This is a genomic window from Amphritea sp. (assembly GCF_016744155.1).
In the GTDB taxonomy this organism is placed as follows: domain Bacteria; phylum Pseudomonadota; class Gammaproteobacteria; order Pseudomonadales; family Balneatricaceae; genus Amphritea.
Genome location: NZ_JADGEW010000022.1, coordinates 32,893 through 50,240, shown reverse-complemented (window position 1 = coordinate 50,240; position 17,348 = coordinate 32,893). Strand labels below are relative to the sequence as shown.

At 48.9% G+C, this 17,348-nt stretch carries 13 protein-coding genes; 5 read left to right on the top strand and 8 right to left on the bottom strand.

Annotation, left to right across the window (positions count from 1 at the left end; all coding sequences use genetic code 11):
• Positions 1-30 precede the first annotated feature (30 nt).
• Positions 31-1,176 carry a 4-phosphoerythronate dehydrogenase PdxB gene (gene pdxB / locus QZZ54_RS15005; protein WP_290703616.1) on the bottom strand — a complete coding sequence of 382 codons (1,146 nt, stop codon included), beginning with the start codon at positions 1,174-1,176 and terminating at the stop codon, positions 31-33.
• Between the two features lie 110 nt (positions 1,177-1,286).
• Between pdxB and QZZ54_RS15000 the strand changes: the two genes are divergently transcribed.
• The 3 genes from QZZ54_RS15000 to QZZ54_RS14990 all read left to right on the top strand — a co-directional run bounded on the left by QZZ54_RS15000 (position 1,287) and on the right by QZZ54_RS14990 (position 3,542).
• Positions 1,287-1,535, top strand: a complete 249-nt coding sequence (locus QZZ54_RS15000; RefSeq protein WP_290703614.1) for a hypothetical protein — start codon at positions 1,287-1,289, stop codon at positions 1,533-1,535.
• Positions 1,536-1,696: 161 nt separating this feature from the next.
• A complete protein-coding gene (gene trpB, locus QZZ54_RS14995) occupies positions 1,697-2,899 on the top strand; it encodes a tryptophan synthase subunit beta (RefSeq protein WP_290703612.1) in 1,203 nt (400 codons plus the stop codon).
• A gap of 172 nt (positions 2,900-3,071) precedes the next feature.
• Positions 3,072-3,542, top strand: coding sequence for a nucleoside triphosphate pyrophosphohydrolase family protein (locus QZZ54_RS14990; RefSeq protein WP_290703610.1), 471 nt, complete (start codon positions 3,072-3,074; stop codon positions 3,540-3,542).
• A gap of 73 nt (positions 3,543-3,615) precedes the next feature.
• On the opposite strand, the gene QZZ54_RS14985 is transcribed toward QZZ54_RS14990, so the two are convergent.
• The 3 genes from QZZ54_RS14985 to QZZ54_RS14975 form a co-directional block, all read right to left on the bottom strand.
• Positions 3,616-4,170, bottom strand: a complete 555-nt coding sequence (locus QZZ54_RS14985) for a cytochrome P460 family protein (RefSeq protein WP_290703608.1) — start codon at positions 4,168-4,170, stop codon at positions 3,616-3,618.
• 177 nt (positions 4,171-4,347) lie between these two features.
• Positions 4,348-6,318: a DNA topoisomerase III gene (locus QZZ54_RS14980; protein ID WP_290703606.1), complete on the bottom strand. Its 1,971-nt coding sequence runs from the start codon at positions 6,316-6,318 to the stop codon at positions 4,348-4,350.
• A 111-nt stretch (positions 6,319-6,429) separates the two neighbouring features.
• Complete coding sequence (locus QZZ54_RS14975) at positions 6,430-6,798, bottom strand: glutathione S-transferase N-terminal domain-containing protein (protein WP_290703604.1); 369 nt, start codon at positions 6,796-6,798, stop codon at positions 6,430-6,432.
• A 255-nt stretch (positions 6,799-7,053) separates the two neighbouring features.
• Here QZZ54_RS14975 and QZZ54_RS14970 point away from each other — a divergent pair, with 255 nt between their 5' ends.
• Positions 7,054-7,644, top strand: a complete 591-nt coding sequence (locus tag QZZ54_RS14970; RefSeq protein WP_290703602.1) for a TIGR04211 family SH3 domain-containing protein — start codon at positions 7,054-7,056, stop codon at positions 7,642-7,644.
• A gap of 109 nt (positions 7,645-7,753) precedes the next feature.
• Here the strand turns inward: QZZ54_RS14970 and QZZ54_RS14965 are convergent, their stop codons facing one another.
• On the bottom strand, positions 7,754-8,230 hold the full coding sequence (locus QZZ54_RS14965) for a Crp/Fnr family transcriptional regulator (protein WP_290703600.1): 477 nt from the start codon (positions 8,228-8,230) through the stop codon (positions 7,754-7,756).
• 152 nt (positions 8,231-8,382) lie between these two features.
• On the opposite strand from QZZ54_RS14965, the gene QZZ54_RS14960 reads away from it, so the two are divergent.
• The gene (locus QZZ54_RS14960) at positions 8,383-8,631 is read left to right on the top strand and encodes a GrxA family glutaredoxin (RefSeq protein WP_290703598.1); all 249 of its coding nucleotides are present in this window, start codon (positions 8,383-8,385) and stop codon (positions 8,629-8,631) included.
• Positions 8,632-8,639: 8 nt separating this feature from the next.
• Here QZZ54_RS14960 and recD read toward each other — a convergent pair whose 3' ends face one another.
• From recD to recC, 3 genes are read right to left on the bottom strand one after another with little or no spacing between them, the layout of a single operon-like run.
• Complete coding sequence (gene recD / locus QZZ54_RS14955; protein WP_290703596.1) at positions 8,640-10,532, bottom strand: exodeoxyribonuclease V subunit alpha; 1,893 nt, start codon at positions 10,530-10,532, stop codon at positions 8,640-8,642.
• On the bottom strand, positions 10,532-14,074 hold the full coding sequence (gene recB / locus QZZ54_RS14950; protein ID WP_290703594.1) for an exodeoxyribonuclease V subunit beta: 3,543 nt from the start codon (positions 14,072-14,074) through the stop codon (positions 10,532-10,534). The genes recD and recB overlap by 1 nt, the downstream gene beginning before the upstream one ends.
• Positions 14,064-17,339, bottom strand: coding sequence for an exodeoxyribonuclease V subunit gamma (gene recC, locus QZZ54_RS14945; protein ID WP_290703592.1), 3,276 nt, complete (start codon positions 17,337-17,339; stop codon positions 14,064-14,066). The genes recB and recC overlap by 11 nt, the downstream gene beginning before the upstream one ends.
• Positions 17,340-17,348 lie beyond the last annotated feature (9 nt).

Sequence of the window (17,348 nt, the reverse complement as noted above, 5' to 3'; positions counted from 1 at the left end):
TATCCAATAAACTTATAGTGCAACAAAGCGTTATTCGAGAAGAAACCCAACAGCTTGTAATTGGTCTGCCAGTAATTTATCAGGTTTAACACCCTGTAACTGGGCTGCAGCAAACTCCCTGCGCACAGGGTATTGTTTACGCAACAGGTCAAAGTTCTTAGGCTGAGCCTTTTTATCCATTAGGGAATCCATGAAACGGCTATGATCCGCTTCCGGCTGATAAACCCGATGCACGATATCGGTAAGATTTTCACTGCCATCCAGCATTATCTGGAGTTCATTACCCGCATCACACAGACAATCAGCGAGGTCGATCTCAGGCTTAACACCCAAATGCTGGCAAAACGCAGTGTAGAGCATCCATGTACCCCTGATTTTGCCATCAAGGCTGTAACCTGCAATATGCGGTGTTCCAATCCTAACCTGTTGCGCCAATGACTCATCGACTGTCGGTTCTTCTTCCCACACATCCAGCAGCAATGTGACATCAGGCCGCTGTCGATGCCAGTTCAGCAAGGCTACATTATCGATAACGGGCCCTCGACCGGCGTTTAGCAATATTGAGTTAGGCTTAATCACAGGCAGATTATTAGCATTAAGAAGATGATAGCTGGGATGATCTCCATCCCCTGTCAAAGGTGTATGCAGACAGATTATATCGGCCTGTTCTAATAAACACTCAAGCGCGACAAAGTCCTGTTCTCCCGTCTCTGCCCGAGGTGGGTCATTGAGCAATAATTTCACCCCTAATCCTTCCAGCCGTTGCTGCAAGCGACGACCCACATTACCCACGCCAACAATGCCCACTACCCTGTCCTGAAGCTCAAAGCTCTGTTCTGCAGCAACCATCAATAGAGTACTAATGACATATTCAGCAACCGCATCAGCGTTACAGCCGGGGGCACTGGTAAAACCTATGCCTTTCTCATTCAACCAGCTTTTATCGATGTGATCTGTACCAATCGTCGCAGTACCAACAAAACCAACCGGAGCGTCTTTTATAAGCTGCGAATTAACCTTTGTTACTGAACGCACTAGAAGTAGGTCAGCATCCTGAAGGTCAATGCTTTGAATAGTTCTTCCCGGCAGTTTACGAATGCTGCCAAAGTGACCAAATAGACGATCCACAGAGGGAATATTTTCATCTACGACTATATTCAGATTGGTTAGCTTCAAAGAAGACTCCAAAGGTTAAAAATCAGCTGGTTTAGGGGCGAAACGCCGATTATAATTGCCCGCCTTACGGTTTGACATCATTTTCAGGCAAATTTAATTCAGGTTACTTTTTGATTATTCGTTGGCGCAAACAAAAGGATTATTTCATAGTCCGACTCTATCAGGATCTGATGGGGGACTGGGTGCTGAGCGAATCCTGGGGAAATACCCTAAACAACAAAGGTGCCGTTAATCACACCATTTTTCATTGCTACCATGAAGCCAGCACTCAGCTTAGAGAGATAAGTCGGCGCCAAAAATCACTGGGGTTCAAAAAAACGGTATCCAAAGAACAGCAGAGAGAGCTCGATTTCGGCTAATCTCTCAGACTCCATCCTTCTATTGTTAATAAATTAATTACTCTTAGCTGTTGGCATCCTTCCACAGCAGCGATATATTTCCCTCCTATATAACAAAATTACAAATAGCAGTGACAGCGGTATCCGATAAGTGTCCGCCAATTTGAGATAAGAGAGGTCTTATGAGTAAGTTTGATTTTGCCCCAATGCCCGACACAGACGGATTTTTCGGTAACTATGGCGGCCAGATTCTCCCACCTGAATTGATCAAGGTTATGAATGATATCAATCAGGCTTACGAAGAGATCTGCAAAACCGAAGCGTTTCAGAGCGAATTAATGCAACTGAATCAGGATTATGTTGGCCGTCCCAGCCCGATCTATCATGCCAAACGCCTGAGTGACAAACTCGGCGGTGCTCAGATCTTTCTGAAACGCGAAGACCTGAATCACACCGGCGCTCATAAGATAAACCACTGCCTGGGCGAGGCCCTGCTGGCCAAGTTCATGGGCAAAAAGAAAGTCATCGCCGAAACAGGTGCCGGCCAACACGGCGTAGCGCTGGCGACAGCCTGTGCGCTGGTGGGTATCCCTTGTGAAATCCACATGGGTCAGGTTGATATCGAGAAAGAACACCCTAACGTTACCAAAATGAAGATTCTGGGCTGTAAACTGGTCCCGGTTACTCGAGGCACCGCCACACTGAAAGATGCAGTCGACAGCGCCTTCGAAGAATACCTGAAAAACCCAGATGAGTTTATCTACGCTATCGGCTCAGTCGTAGGCCCTCACCCATTCCCTAAAATGGTGCGAGATTTCCAAAGCATCATCGGTCGTGAAGCCCGTCAGCAATTCAACGACAGGCATGGTAAAAACCCCGATATCATCACCGCTTGTGTCGGCGGTGGCTCAAACGCCATTGGTCTGTTCACCGCATTCCTGAATGATGACGAGGTGAAAATCGTCGGTGTTGAACCTGCAGGTTTAGGGCTGGATACAGACAAACACTCAGCGACTATGACCCTGGGTAAGCCAAGCCAGATCCACGGCATGAAATGCTATGTACTGGAAACGGAAGACGGCGAACCTATGCCGGTGCATTCTATCGCGTCAGGACTAGACTACCCGGGTGTGGGCCCTCAGCACTGCTATCTGAAAGATATCGAACGGGTGGAGTACGACTCAGTCACCGACGACGAGTGTCTCAACGCCTTTATGACCCTATCCCAGGTTGAAGGTATCATCCCGGCACTGGAAAGCGCCCACGCCGTCGCTTGGGCGATGCGCGTTGCACCAACCCTGGATAAAGATAAGACCATTCTTATCAACCTGTCCGGCCGTGGTGACAAAGACGCCGACTACGTGGCTGAGAAGTTAGGTTTATAGAAGCCGTTTCTATTCAAATGAAAAAACGGGCAACGCCCGTTTTTTTTAAATTAAATACCCGACACGCGTCTCTCCAAATTGACAAAAGCATTCAATTATTCTCGATTGCGATTAAGCTTCTAAACCGTCATCATATAGCCCGTTTTTAACTGTTAACGGTATAGATACAAGCATGAGCAATTTCACCGACGTTTCCTTTCTGAACACTGTTTTTGGCAATCAACTGGGCAACAGGGATAACCCTGACTGGGAGAAAGCAGGTAAGCAGCTGCATTTGATCCAGGAGGAACTGGCTGAGCTGGTTGAGGGTATTCAAAATAAAGATATGTCTGAAGTACGAGATGCCGTTGCAGACATCCTGGTAGTAACCTACGGCATGGCGCATGTGCTGGGTATCGACGCAGATAAAGACATGGCGGAGGTTCAAGACAGCAACTTGTCAAAACTCTGCAAAACTGAGGCAGAGATTGAAGAGACACTGGCTTTTTACCGATCTGAAAAAGGCCTAGATGTATACAGTGGCGGTGAGCTGCCAAAAGCTTTCATCAAATCATCAGAAGATCAGACCGGTAAAGACGGTAAATTCTACCCTGCTCATAAGTTTCTCAAGTGCATCAACTGGCACGAGCCGAAGTTAGATTAGTCGATACGGCAAACCGATCAGATAAAAAGCGGCGCCAATCGCGCCGTTTTTTTTGCTGTTGTTATAACCTTAATCACTGCATTTTATTGTAGCGATCGTGATTAAAGATATAGTCGCCACCACCTGCCGCCTTATGGCAAGCGATACAACCCGTTGGCATCCCTTTCGCAACTCGCCCGGCCAATGGTATCCCTTTTGGGTTATTCATCAGCGAACCGTCCGGTGCATATTTAGCGTAGAACCAGTTCTTGTTGTCACTGTCGTAACCCTCTTCTCGCTGGAACATTACGGTGACCGCCTGGAGATACTTACCTGGACTATTGATAACATCATCAATCGTCAGCCCATCGCCACCGTAGTTTCGCTTAACGACCAACTCACCACTGACTCCCATCAGTGTCGCTTTCTGCTCTATCAGCTCAAGAATCATTCCATGGGGAGGTGCCCCGGTATAGGGACGGGTCATAATAGAATCATTCCCCGCAAGCTTATGCTCAACCATGAAACTCCATAGATTATTCGCGTAACTAACCGAATCCTTATTACCAAAAGGCTCCTCTGCAACTACGCTGCTCCCCCACAACAACGATGCTACTGCTAGCGCTATTACTGTTTTTCCGATATTCATCTGAAAACTCCTCATTAATTAAGCTTCTGAAAGCTCAGTTTCAGATAGCTCAAATACTTAAAAAAAGAGTAGCTTCTATTTCTGAAAAATAGCTGAAAAGGCGATTAGTGAAGCCCTGAAACAGTGGGGTATGACAAGCCTATTTAGCTTGATTGAGACTTGGCATTCCCGCCAGTCTCACTTTGTTTTAACAGGCCGTTTCGCCTTGGTAACGGTACGCTTTTTGCCACTCACCGCTTTCTTCGTCTTTGTACTAGCCTTACCACGAGTACGTGTCGTGCGTTTTTTGGCGGGAGGGCTTAACGCTTTCAGTGTATCGGGAATAACCACCTGAGCGGACTGCGCGATCAGATCACGAAGTCGTTCTGTTAACGGCTGCATAAAATGGCTATAACTGGTTTCCTGTTGGCTGATCCGACTCAGTTCTGATTCCCACAGAGCTGTCATATCCGGAGTAGTTGCGCTATCTGGCAAACAATCAACCAGAGCGCGGCCCACTGCTGTTGAACGGATGGTTTTACCCTCACGCTGGATAAAGTTTCGGGTGAACAGCAGCTCGATAATCCCTGCCCGTGTGGCTTCGGTTCCCAGACCATCGGTTTCTTTCAGTACTTTGCGGATCTCGGAGTCTGTCACATACCGACTGATCCCGGTCATCGCGGCAAGCAGTGTCGCATCCGTAAAATATTTAGGTGGCTGAGTATTTTTTTCTTCCAACAAAGCATCAGTGCAGCGTAACGACTGCCCTTCTTTTAACAGAGGCAGCGTACTCTGTTTCGCTTCTGATGATGACAGTAGCTGTTTCCAACCGGAAATCTGTGTCTGGTGCGCCGTTGCGATAAATTCACCACCCGCGATCTTCAGCTCAACCCGGGTATCATCATATTCATAGGGCGCCATAAACTGGGCCAGATAGTAACGACTCACCAGTTCATATAACTGAGATTCCTGTTGACTCAATACCGCGAGATTAGCCTGTCGTGTCGTCGGTATAATGGCATGATGAGCACTAACCTTTTTATCATTCCAGGCCGATGATCTCCGCGAAACTGTAATCTGTGGAAGAAACTCTTTTAGCTTCTGGTGATTTGCCGTGATCGCATTAACCACATCTGCTGCCTGAGCATGATGCTCTTCAGGAAGGTAACGGCAATCTGAACGCGGATAAGTCAGTAACTTATGTCGTTCATATAAGGCCTGACAGGTATCTAGTACCTCTTTAGCACTCATACCAAAGCGCTTTGCCGCTTCAATTTGCAAAGCAGACAGGCTAAAAGGCAACGGCGCATTTTCCCGCTTACGTTTCTGGGTAAGCTTTACCAATTCTGCCAGCTCCCCTTTGATCCGGGTTATCACATTCTCGGCTAGCTTCTGGTTTAAAACCCGTCCCTCTTCATCCTGATGGGGCTGACAACTTTCACTAGGTTTCCAGCGAGCTTTGAAGCTCTCACCTGCTTCAGTTTCAACCACCGCCTGCACTTCGAAAAAGGGTTTGGAGACAAACCCGTCGATCTCATTATCACGTCGTACTACCAGGCCCAGCAACGGCGTCTGCACCCGCCCAACAGAAAGCACTCCATTGTAGCCGGCCTTTCGCCCCTGAATACTGTACGCCCGGGTTAAATTGATACCGTATATCCAGTCAGCGCGTGAGCGCGCCAATGCCGATGTAGATAACGGTATAAAATCACTGTTAGATTTTAAGTTATTTAGCGCGGTTGTGACGGCTTTAGGGTTAAGGTCACTGATCAGAACCCGCTGTGCAGTTCGCTTTTTAGTGGCACTGGCACCCAGATAATTAATCACTTCGTCCACGAGCAGCTGCCCTTCGCGATCGGGATCTCCAGCGTGTACAAGCTGTTTAGACTGACGAATTAAACGCCGTAGAACGGTTAATTGAGAGCGAGTCTTGCTGCGGGGTTTAAGTTTCCATTCGTCGGGGATAATCGGCAGGTGTTCAAATCGCCAGGGCTTAAAGTCGGGATTATAGTCGGCGGGGTCGGCCTGCTCTAACAGATGCCCCAGACACCAACTGACGCAGTCACCATTACCTAATTCAATATAGCCATCCTGTTTCTTATGGGGCCTGGGCAAGACTTCAGCTATCGCCCTGGCAAGGCTGGGCTTTTCTGCAATATATAAGATCATATGAAAGACTACTGGTTAAATATACAGATAAATTATCTTAATTAACGGGCAAGCGCCAGTTGTAGGCACAAAAAAAGCAGCCAATTGCTGCTTTTTTACATAAACCAGAAGCTATGCAGTTACATAGGTCTGTTCCAGGTAATGGATAATGTCAGATGACTCATACATCCAGCGAACTTCTCCATCTGTTTCGTCGATACGCAGGCAAGGTACTTTTAACCGGCCCCCGCCTTCGAGTAGCTCATTTCGATGAAGTTCTACTTTTTTCGCATCACGCAGCTCGATATTCAAACTGTTACGGCGCAGGGAGCGGCGTACTTTGACGCAGAAGGGACAAGCTTCATACTGATACAGGGAAAGGTTAGCCGTACGCAGATCCAGTGCACGCTGCAGCTCTGGCTCTCTTTTAAGACGACGAGGGCTAAAGATAAAGTTGAACAGCAGTATAATCCTACCCAAAAACCAACGAATAAATGACACTATAAAAACTCCTGGGTTAACGGCTAATAACGGCCTTGTATTTCGCGCGGTAGTATACCACTATCCACTTAAATCATATCCTTAAAAAAAACACGGATTATACAATAGCCGTTTAATTGTATAATGTTACATTCTTACTCAAATGCACGGAACTAATCTTTCGGTTACAGGTCTATCCTGACCAGCTTTACCTGAAAACCATATTTCGGTTTTAGGGGGGGGAAAGCTGAACTGCATATTTTAAACAGGAACAACATGAATTTGTTAAATCGACTCCCAAGTAAACAATTAGTCACTTGTCTTTTTGCCTTACTGCTTGCCACTTCAGCGAAAGCCGCCAATTACATCAGCGATGATGTGTTCACCTTCTATCATGGAGGCCCCAGTACGGACTATCGGATTACGGGACGCATACGTAGCGGCACCCCGATAACCGTGCTTAGTCGTAATGAAAAGACCAATTTCATTAGGATAAAGACCCCCAGCGGTAAAGTGGGCTGGATCAGCGCAGACAACGTCTCTACTGGTACTAGCATGGCTCAACGGTTCCCCAAGCTGGAGGAACAACTGAAGAGCAATGATAATAATCTTGATAGCCAGGTTCAGGAGATCAGCGCGCTGAAACAGCAAAATCACACCCTGGCAGGAGAAAATCAAGGAAATGCCGCCAAGGTATCGGCCCTTGAGGAACAGATTGTTAGCCTTAACAGAACTATTAATGGTATGGACGAGAGCAACCTGATGCGCTGGTTCACTTACGGTGGTTTAGTCGCTTTTGGTGGTTTAATACTAGGTCTGATGATCCCTTATCTACCCAAACGCAGAAAACGTCACGATACCTGGTAAAGAGCTCTGGTACTTCTCAGTAACCGTGAACGCATTAAAAAAGGGTAGCCAATGGCTACCCTTTTTTATCTACCTTTTATAAACCGGGTCAATCTGACATTACTAATAATTAGTTTGAATGGGTCTGTTCATCAAGATTCACGACGAGCTGGTCATCGGTATCCCTTAACCGTCGGCTCAGATCTCGAGCCATATTCATAAACATCAAAAGGTATTGCTCAGGATCGGTCTGATAAACAGAAAACAGCTGGTCCGCCTTAATTTCTACGACACGACAAGTCTCCAGCGCTTTAACAACCCCGCTGCGAGGATAGACGCCTAACAAAGCCATAGCGCCAAAACACTCACCCGGCAGGAAGGAGCGTATCTGATGACTCTGTCCTGATTCACCCAGTTTAAAAAGGGCTGCGCTGCCCGTCTCAACGATAAAAGAGGAATCACCACGCTCTCCTTCAAGAAAGAACGGCTCTCCAACTTTACGCTCAACGTAATGACTACCCTCAAGTATCTGCTTGACGATATCTTCACGCAATCCACCAAAAACCGGCATATCTTTTAGCCGGTGGATCGGAATATTCTCTGGCACAACGCTACCCGTTCATCTCTGTATCACTACCATTTTAAACCAAGAATGCCACAACGATAACCTCTACCTATCTAAAACATTAAAAAAGGCAATTGGTCTTGTGTTTCTTAACCTGTTTCAATACATTCAAACAGATTTAAGGAGAGCAATATATGCAACGAATTACTATATTTGGCCGTAAAGGCTGCGGATTTTGTACCCGAGCTAAACAATTATGTGAAATGAAGGATATCGACCACCGCTACATCGATATCCACGATGAAGGGATCACCAAAGAAGATCTTGAGAAAACAGTCGGCAAACCTGTTGATACTGTACCTCAGATCTTCCACGGTAAGGAACACATCGGCGGATTTACCGAGTTTGCAGCCTTTGTTGATGCCGAAGAAGCTAAGGCTTAATCAGCTGATTACTTCAGAAGTCCCGGCGCATGCCACAGACGCCAGCTTAACCCGCTGGCCCGCTCTGTACGTCGGCGACTTCCTCTGACTAGCGCCTGAGATGTTGCCTGCAGGGTAAACTTTGATCTGGCACGGGTGATACCGGTATAGATCAGCTCTCGAGTCAACAATGGCGTGTCTTCTGCGGGTAATATCATCACTACCTGATCAAACTCAGACCCCTGACTCTTATGTACTGTCATAGCGTACACCGTCTCATGTTCTGGTAACCGACCCGGCAGCACCCCTTTCATCTCCCCATCTGATAGCTCGAACCAAACCCGTAAGCGGCCATCCTCATCAGCAACCGTAATACCGATATCTCCGTTGTATAGGCCCAACTGATAGTCATTACGGGTAATCATTACCGGACGGCCTGTGTACCAGTTCCCAGAAAGGCTAATCAGCCCCTGTCGCTGCAAACGCTCTTCCACTGCCTGATTAAGCCCTTCAACACCATAAGCCCCCTGCCTAACTACCGCCAACAACTGGATTTGATTGAAAGCTTTGAGCAATAAGCTCGGCTCAGAGCCCTGTCGCAGGCATTTCAGGTAGACTGAGTATCCTGCGCACACTTCTGACACCATCTCCCCATAGCCCACATCTGAGAGCGCCATAAAACGAATATCGCGCCAACTCTGATCAAACAGTTGCATCGCCTCAATACCTTCACCCCTGTTAACCGCCCTGGCCAGATGACCTATACCGCTGTTTTCATCAAAACGGTAACTACGGCGCAACAACGCCAGAGCATCTGCAACAGGACTGTCTCCCGGCTCTGATGCCGGAACGGGCAATTCACATACTTGCTGAAGATAATCCAGTTGCTCTGGGCTGTAACATAGTCCTGGCCGCTCTTCTGAAACCCCTTCCTGACTATCCCAGGCACAGATATCACCCAGTACACTGCCCGCCTCAACCGAGGCCAGCTGATCCCGGTCGCCAATCATGATCAATTGCGCTTGCGGAGGCAGTGCCGCTAGCAGACGGTAAATCATCGGCAGATCAATCATTGATGCTTCATCAACCACCAGCAGATCCAAATGCAGCGGGTTCTCAGCGTTATGGCGAAAGTTCTTACTATCCGGACGCGGCCCCAACAAACGGTGAAGTGTGACGGCTTGGTTAGGAATCATTGCGCGAATAGCATCGCTAACCGGGAGCGCTTCCTGTGCACCAGCCAGGGACTCACTCAACCGGGCAGCAGCCTTTCCAGTTGGAGCCGCCAACTTAATCAGAGGCGCACGCTGCATCTGCTGACTGAATGACTCAGCATAGAGCGCTAGTAAACGTGCAACAGTGGTGGTCTTACCGGTTCCCGGACCACCACTGATGACGCTGAAACGACGGCTAATCGCTATCGCAACGGCCACCTGCTGCCAATCTATTTCACCGGCTAGCCTATCAACAAACAATCGCCTTAACCCTGCTTTGATACTGTCCCGGTTCAGTGGGATCGGGGCCGTTAATTGTTGGATTCGTCCCGCGACTTCGGTTTCGTAAAGCCAGTATCGATAGAGATAGAGCCGACCATTACTCAGCACCAATGGCGCTTCCTGTTGTCCATCCGAAATTACAGAAAAGCCAATCAGAGCGTTCCTGGACAGCTCCTGCAACAGTTGTTCAGCTGGTTTACGCAAGACAGAGGGCCAGTTTTCCATTAACGAACTCCAGCTATTTAGCGGCAGACAGACCTCTCCTCGACCCAACTGCAAACTCACCAACGCCGCCAATAGCGGTAAAGTATCACTTACCTCAGTCTGACCGCTGATCGACAACTCCTCATCCCTGATAAAGCGGGCGAACTGCACATCCAGCGGACGAACCAAATGCTGTTGACGTAACTGTTGCAGCAGCTGCATTAGCACCCCTCCCTGAATAACTGGTCTAACTGCTCAACCAGCTCTATTGCTGGTCGACAGTGGAAAACGCCACTCCCGGCAGAGTCAGCTTTCATCCCCCGTAAAAAGAGATAAAACACACCTCCGAAATGTACCTCATAATCGTAATCAGGCAACCTGGTTTGCAACAGGCGGTGCAGAGCCAGGGTATAAAGCTGATACTGAAGATCGTACCGATGCTCCAGCATCGCGACTTCAAGAGCCTCAACAGTGTAATCTTCCGGCTGGCTACCTAAGTGGTTCGATTTGTAATCGAGAATATAATAGCGCCCCTGATATTCAAATATCAGATCGATAAATCCCTTCAACATCCCCTTTAAATCATCAAACACCAGATCGCCTGCCGGCCTAGATAGCGAATCACTCTTGCGTATAATTTGGTTTAACTTACCTGCATTAAGCCCTTGAGATGGAAGCATAAACTCCATTTCAATCAATCTCTTAGCATTTGTGATATCCGCCAAGCACGGAGCCTTCTCTGTCGCTAACCAGGTAGATGATAATGGGGTATAAAGCACATCTTCGAGCAGCTGTTCCAACACCGGAACCCAGTGCTCTTCGTAACCAGCGACCTGGCATTTCTGCTCTAACAGCGCTGCAAGGTTGTTCCGATAATCAGTAAAGTCGATCTCTTCAAACAACTCATGAAGAAAGGTACCCGCTTGAGCCCCTTTATGAAAATTGAAAATATTGTGTACCGCTTCATCCTGCTCAACCGCTGGCAGATCCTGCTCATCTATAACCTCCAGATCCAATCCCGGAAGCGGCGGTGCTGTGCTGTGATGACTAACAAGCGCGGAATAACTAGAGATACGCCAGTCACGCCGCAACCGCCGATTAAACTGTCGCGCCTCATACTCCGGAAGCTCGGGTTGTGGCAGATCAAACAACCCGCGTTGCTGCTCGCCCTGGGGCGGCTCAGACAGCGCAATTGATCCGGTTTCAGACAGCTGACTCAGCCGCGCTTGCAGCTCTTCATTACTGTCTGCGCCATTTAATACCAGGTAGCCAAGGGCGGTTCGATGCAAGCCACTCTTTTTTGACCGACCATCAGCAATGTTTGCCAGACCGATATAACAGCCATAAACAGAACGGGTCAGCGCAACATAGAGCAAGCGCAGATCTTCAGCCAGGCGCTCTCGCTCAGCTAAGGCCAAACTATCACTGTCTTTGCTATCGAGGTGATAACAAAGCTGATCTTGTTGATTATGGAACAGCGGCTCACGGGCCTTGATAAAGGTACAGGCGAAAGGCAGGAAGACCAACGGATACTCAAGCCCCTTACTCTTGTGTACGGTAATGACCGTTACCAGGCCGGAATCACTTTCAAGGCGCAAACGCTGTTCATCGCTCTCACCATTGGGATTCAACAACTGATCGCTATACCAGCGCATAAGCGCAGCGACACCTTCTTGCTCCATACTGGCGCGTTGAAGAATTTCCCCCAGATGCAAAAGGTCGGTCAGACGCCGTTCTCCTTGTACCTGCCGTTGTAACGACTCTGCCAGCTTACGGCGCCGTATCAGCCGACGAAGCATGGGCAGTACCCCGAGATCTACCCAAGCTTCCCGGTATTCGGTAAACTCCGCCACCAGCTGCTCCCAGAGCTGCTCATCGATACTCAGCCTATCTAACCAGGCGGCCGGATAGTTCATCAACCCAGTGGCTAACGCTGCCCGAAGGCGGCTTTCATTCTGTGGTTCTGCTACAGCCAACAAAAGCAGTTTCAGGTCATAGGCTTCCCGGGTACTGAAAACACTATCCCTGCCACTGAGGTAGACACTGTGAATTCCCCTGTCGGACAATGCCCCCATGACCGCCGCAGCTTCCTGACGATTCCGCACCAGCACGGCGATATCTTTAGCCTGCAGTCGCTGATCTCCGATTAGCGCTTCACCTTCAGACGCAGCCGTCAGTTTAGTATCAATATCACAGGCACAGGCACCCGCCATCTGTTGAAGGTAGTCTTGTTTACTAAGTACCGGCGCATCACAAAACCAGAATTGCAGTGAAGCCGGCGTTCGGCCATACAAGGTAAACGGCGTCTTATCTGCTTTCCCCCCCTCCGTTACCGGCAGGAAAGGAATATCATCGTTGTAAATAAAGGGAGCATCGCAACCGCCAAAGAGCTTGTTGACCCCCTCTATCATCGCTTTCGATGAACGCCAGTTAGTGCCTAGCGTATAGTGTTCGGTTACTGCTCTGCGCGCTTTGATATAGGTGAAAATATCTGCACCACGGAAACCATAGATCGCCTGTTTCGGGTCGCCGATCATAAATAACCCGCGCTCCGGGGTATCTGGATACAGGGTGCTGAAAATACGGTATTGCAGCAGATCGGTATCCTGAAACTCATCGATCATTGCCACCGGGAACTGCGTATTGATCGCCTTCACTAGCGCTTCACTGCTGCCCCCCTGCAATGCGGCATCCAACTGACTGAGAAGATCATCAAAGGATAACAGGCGATAATCCTGCTTTAACTTATTGAACCGCTGCTCCACCTTTTGCAAGGTATAGGTCAGCAACAGTTCTCGCAGAGGTAAACGATGCTCGAAATAGCTTTCACAGAGCAGGAACAGCGGATGTTCGGGGATTTTCTTACCCGCTGGTGTTTTTTCTTCTAACAATGACTGACAAAACTTGCCAATCTCAGTTTCCGGTACATTGTTTGTATCCCCCAGCGCATACTGGTCAATGGCCGCCAACCATTTGGGAACAGAAGTCTTACGATAGCTGTTTTTATTGATCCCGGAAGCCTGAATCAACTCCGCCAGATCAAGCTGCTGATCCTGCACGTAGCTCAGCCATTGCTGCCGAAAGCCCGCCAGCCACTTTTGACTCGCCTGCCACAGCTGCTGCAAATTATCGGTTTTCAGTTCCGGGATAAGCTGCACACCGGGACGCCCCAGTAGAGGTCTGAGTGCCGCCAACAGTGAATCAGGCCCCGGCCAGATCGCCTGTATCGCTTCACTCAACTGACTATCCGTTGGATAGATAAGTCCGCGCCAGCAATCTAACAAAGCCTGACGCAACAGTGGCCCCGCATCAGTAACCAGTTCAGTCTCAAACAGACTGCCGCTTTCAAACGCGTGCTGGCGCAGCATCCGCTGGCAAAAACCATGGATGGTAAAAATCGCCGCTTCATCCATCTGTCGACCAGCCAGTTCAAGCAACCGTGCAGAGCGGGACAGATCACTCTGTTGCTCATAAAGATCCTTCAGGAAGGGATCTTTAGTTTCAGCCCCTCTGAAGACCTGACAGGCCTCCTGAATTCGATTTCGAATCCGGTCACGAAGCTCTTCTGTCGCCGCCTCGGTAAAAGTAACCACCAGAATCTGATCCACACGCAATGCCGTCTCAGCCTCAGTACTGCCCAACAATAAACGCAGATACAGGGCGGTAATCGTATAGGTCTTACCGGTGCCGGCACTGGCTTCTATCAGTCGGCGTCCGGAAAGCGGAAAACTAAGTGGATCAAGCAGCTGAACCTTACTCATCATCCGCCTCCCCGTCACTCTGCAGCAGTAACTCAGCTACCGGCTGATAGAGCAACTCAGATAACGCATTAAATCGGGGGCCCAATGCACTGAAGTCCGGATAGACTCGGCTGATATACAGATCACGGGATTCACCCATTCCCGTAAAGGCATCGATATTAAAACACTTCACCGCCTCAGCCACGCCCTTCTCTTCGCCTTTCTCAATAGTCTTAGACTCAAGAACCCATGCCGTATCGGCAGGCAAGGGTAGCGGTTCACAATAGCCTTGGCGATATGCATTCAGCCATTCCTGAAGGTAATCCATTGCCCGTCCTTGCTCCAAAGGTTCAAACCAATGCCTGCCATTCAAACCAAAAAAACTAGACTGGAGGCTTCTGCCACTGGCACAGAGCACCAGATGCTCCAGCCAGAGATGAATAATATCCCGGCCCTTCGCGTTCGCCGCCCGATAACGAACCAACCCGGTAGAATGCAGACCGGTTAGCCAGCCACTGAGTTTGATACCTACCACCACTAACTGACACTCAGCCCGATCTGGCTTATCAAGATGGGGCCTGATCTTTTCTGCCATATCCTGGCAGTCGTAGCGTAGTTTTCGTGTCTGTAGCTGAGCGGCAATACCCACCGGTAGTAGCCCCGAGGCCTCAATACGATTAAAACAGTGATCCAGACCGTCTTTGATAGCGGCATCAAGCAACTGCTGTTTCAGTTGGTAAGCGGTTAGGCCATCTAACTGAAACGGCTCTTCATCTTGCTGCTCAATGGTCGCATCATTAAAGAAAACTTTGAGCCTGCGTTGAAAGAAAAATCTGATGGGATTACGTGCGAATGCCAGCAGCTCAGACAGTTCCAACTCTACCAGGGGTTCTGCGGCCAATGGAGTGGTGATAAAGCTTTGCTCAGCCTCTCCCTCATCTTTTAACAGAGGCAGCCACTCACTAGCATAACTAAACAGAGGCGAGTCCGGCGTGAAATACTGCTCATTGAAAGGCTGTAACGGATGCTGAACTAACAGCGTTTTATGCAGATCCTCTGCTTCCAGGTGATGCTCAAAACAATAGCTCTGCTGACAATACTCCAGCAGTTCACTGATCAATACCGAGGGTACTTTGGGACTGTTGTCCTGAACGCTACGTCCAATGTAGCTGATATAGAGTGTTTGCCGGGCGGAAAGCAACGCCTCAAGAAACAGATAGCGATCATCATCCCGTCTGGAACGATCGCCCCGGCGAGGAACGTCTGCCATGAGATCAAAACCCATAGGCGGTATCGCGCGTGGATATACGCCATCATTCATCCCTAACAGACACACCACTTGAAACGGAATGGAGCGCATCGGCATCAAGGTACAAAAATTCACAGCCCCCATCATAAAACGCTGACTGGATTTACTGTTACCCAGCTCAGTGGTTAGATAATCACGCACTATCGCCCAACTGAGAGGCTCTGCATAACAACTATCACTGAGCTGCTGCTGGAGCTTCTCCAATACCTGGCGAATCTGCATAAGCAGAATTTCATCTTGCTCATCGGGTTGATAAGCGCGCTGCAGAATCTCGTTAATCACTTCAAACCAGTCGGCTACCGGCTGATCCGCTTTTAAACCATCACTACAGAACTCAAGCAGCTCGACAAATTCAGCCAGCTGCCCCAGATCCTCCGCTTCAAGACCTTCAATCTCGGTATAGGGATCAATCCCCTGCCACAGATCTTCGGTCTGTCCCAGCGCAAAGCCCGCCAACATTCTGCGCAACCCAAAACGCCAACTGTTCTGCTCAAAAGAGGGCAACCCCTGCTCCTGGCGTTGAGCGGCATCTATTCCCCAGCGAATCTGACAGGCTTCAATCCAGCGACAGATGCGGTCAAAGCGATCAGCATCCAGACTAAACTTGCGCAGCACCGCAGGAACTTCAAGAATTTCGAGTACTTCGGACACCGTTACCCGACTCTCCGGCATCCCTAACAGACGAAGAAAACTCTGTAGCAGCGGACTTTCCTGCTGCAGTGTCCGGTCAGATATTGAAAAAGGGATATAGCGTTGATAAGGAGCATTGCCAAACACCGCTTCGATATAGGGCGCGTAGGCAGCTACATCCGGCATCATCACGATGATGTCCCTGGGTGACAGTTCAGGCTGTTCATCTAACATCGATAACAGCTGATCGTAGAGCACCTCAACTTCCCGCAACGGACTATGCGCACTGTGTAACTGCAACGACCTATCCTCAGCTTGCAGTCGCTGCTTCTGACCACTATCCAGCACAGCATTGGCAGAAGGATCTTCCAATTGCAAAATATCCTGCTGTATCGAACTCAACAGACTGTTGCGGCCAAAGTCTTCAAACAGCTCAACCTCAGGGGCACCCAGATCTTGTATCTGATATAGGTAATCCCTTCCCAGCTTGCCCATCGACGCCAGTATCGGATTGCCCTGGCTATAATAATTCTCAGTGGTCATACCGGGTTTAGCTAACCAGCGCTGATTTAATCGAGCCAGATATTTAGGATCAACAATATCGCCCCAAAAGTAACGGCAGGGATTAGTCACCAATAGGAAAACATCTATTTTCTGACCTAGGGCTTGCAAGGCTTCAACAAAATTTTGCGGTAAGGCAGAGATGCCAAATACAAACAACCTGGATGGCAGGGACGCAGAATCGAAATCACCACGATTAAGCGCATCTACAAAACCACTGAACATATTACCCCGGTGCCAATGGGACAGTCCCAGACCCAAAATATGTTGCTGCAGCAGCCGCCATAGTATGGGCTGCCATGGCTGCGAGTCGGAGATATCCGGCAAATCATCACCGGCTTCCCAACTGGCGATCCAATCAGGACGATAGACCAGATACTGGTCGAATATATCCGCCACTTTCCCACAAAGCTGATAAAGCTTAAATTGGCCCTGATCCTCTTCGAGATAGCGCTGTAAAGGAGCAAACTCTGGCTGGGTTAATTGCTGGGGCAAAAGTTCCATCAAGCCCCAGGTCAGCGCTTCTTTATTGAATGCTGAACGGGCCGGTACATCTTTGAGTACTGAGGTAAAACTGCTCCAGAGGAAACTGGCAGGTAGTGGAAAATCTATATTAGCGGCTATCTGTAGCTTATCAGCGAGCTCGAGCTTGAGCCATTGGGCCATACCCGGACTTTGCACCAGAATAGTTTCGGGCTGAAATGGGTCTTCAATAGGGTGACGACTAATCATCTCAACCAGCAGGTCTTTCTGCAGATCAAGCTTATTCGAATGATAGATCTGAAACATTCAGCCAGC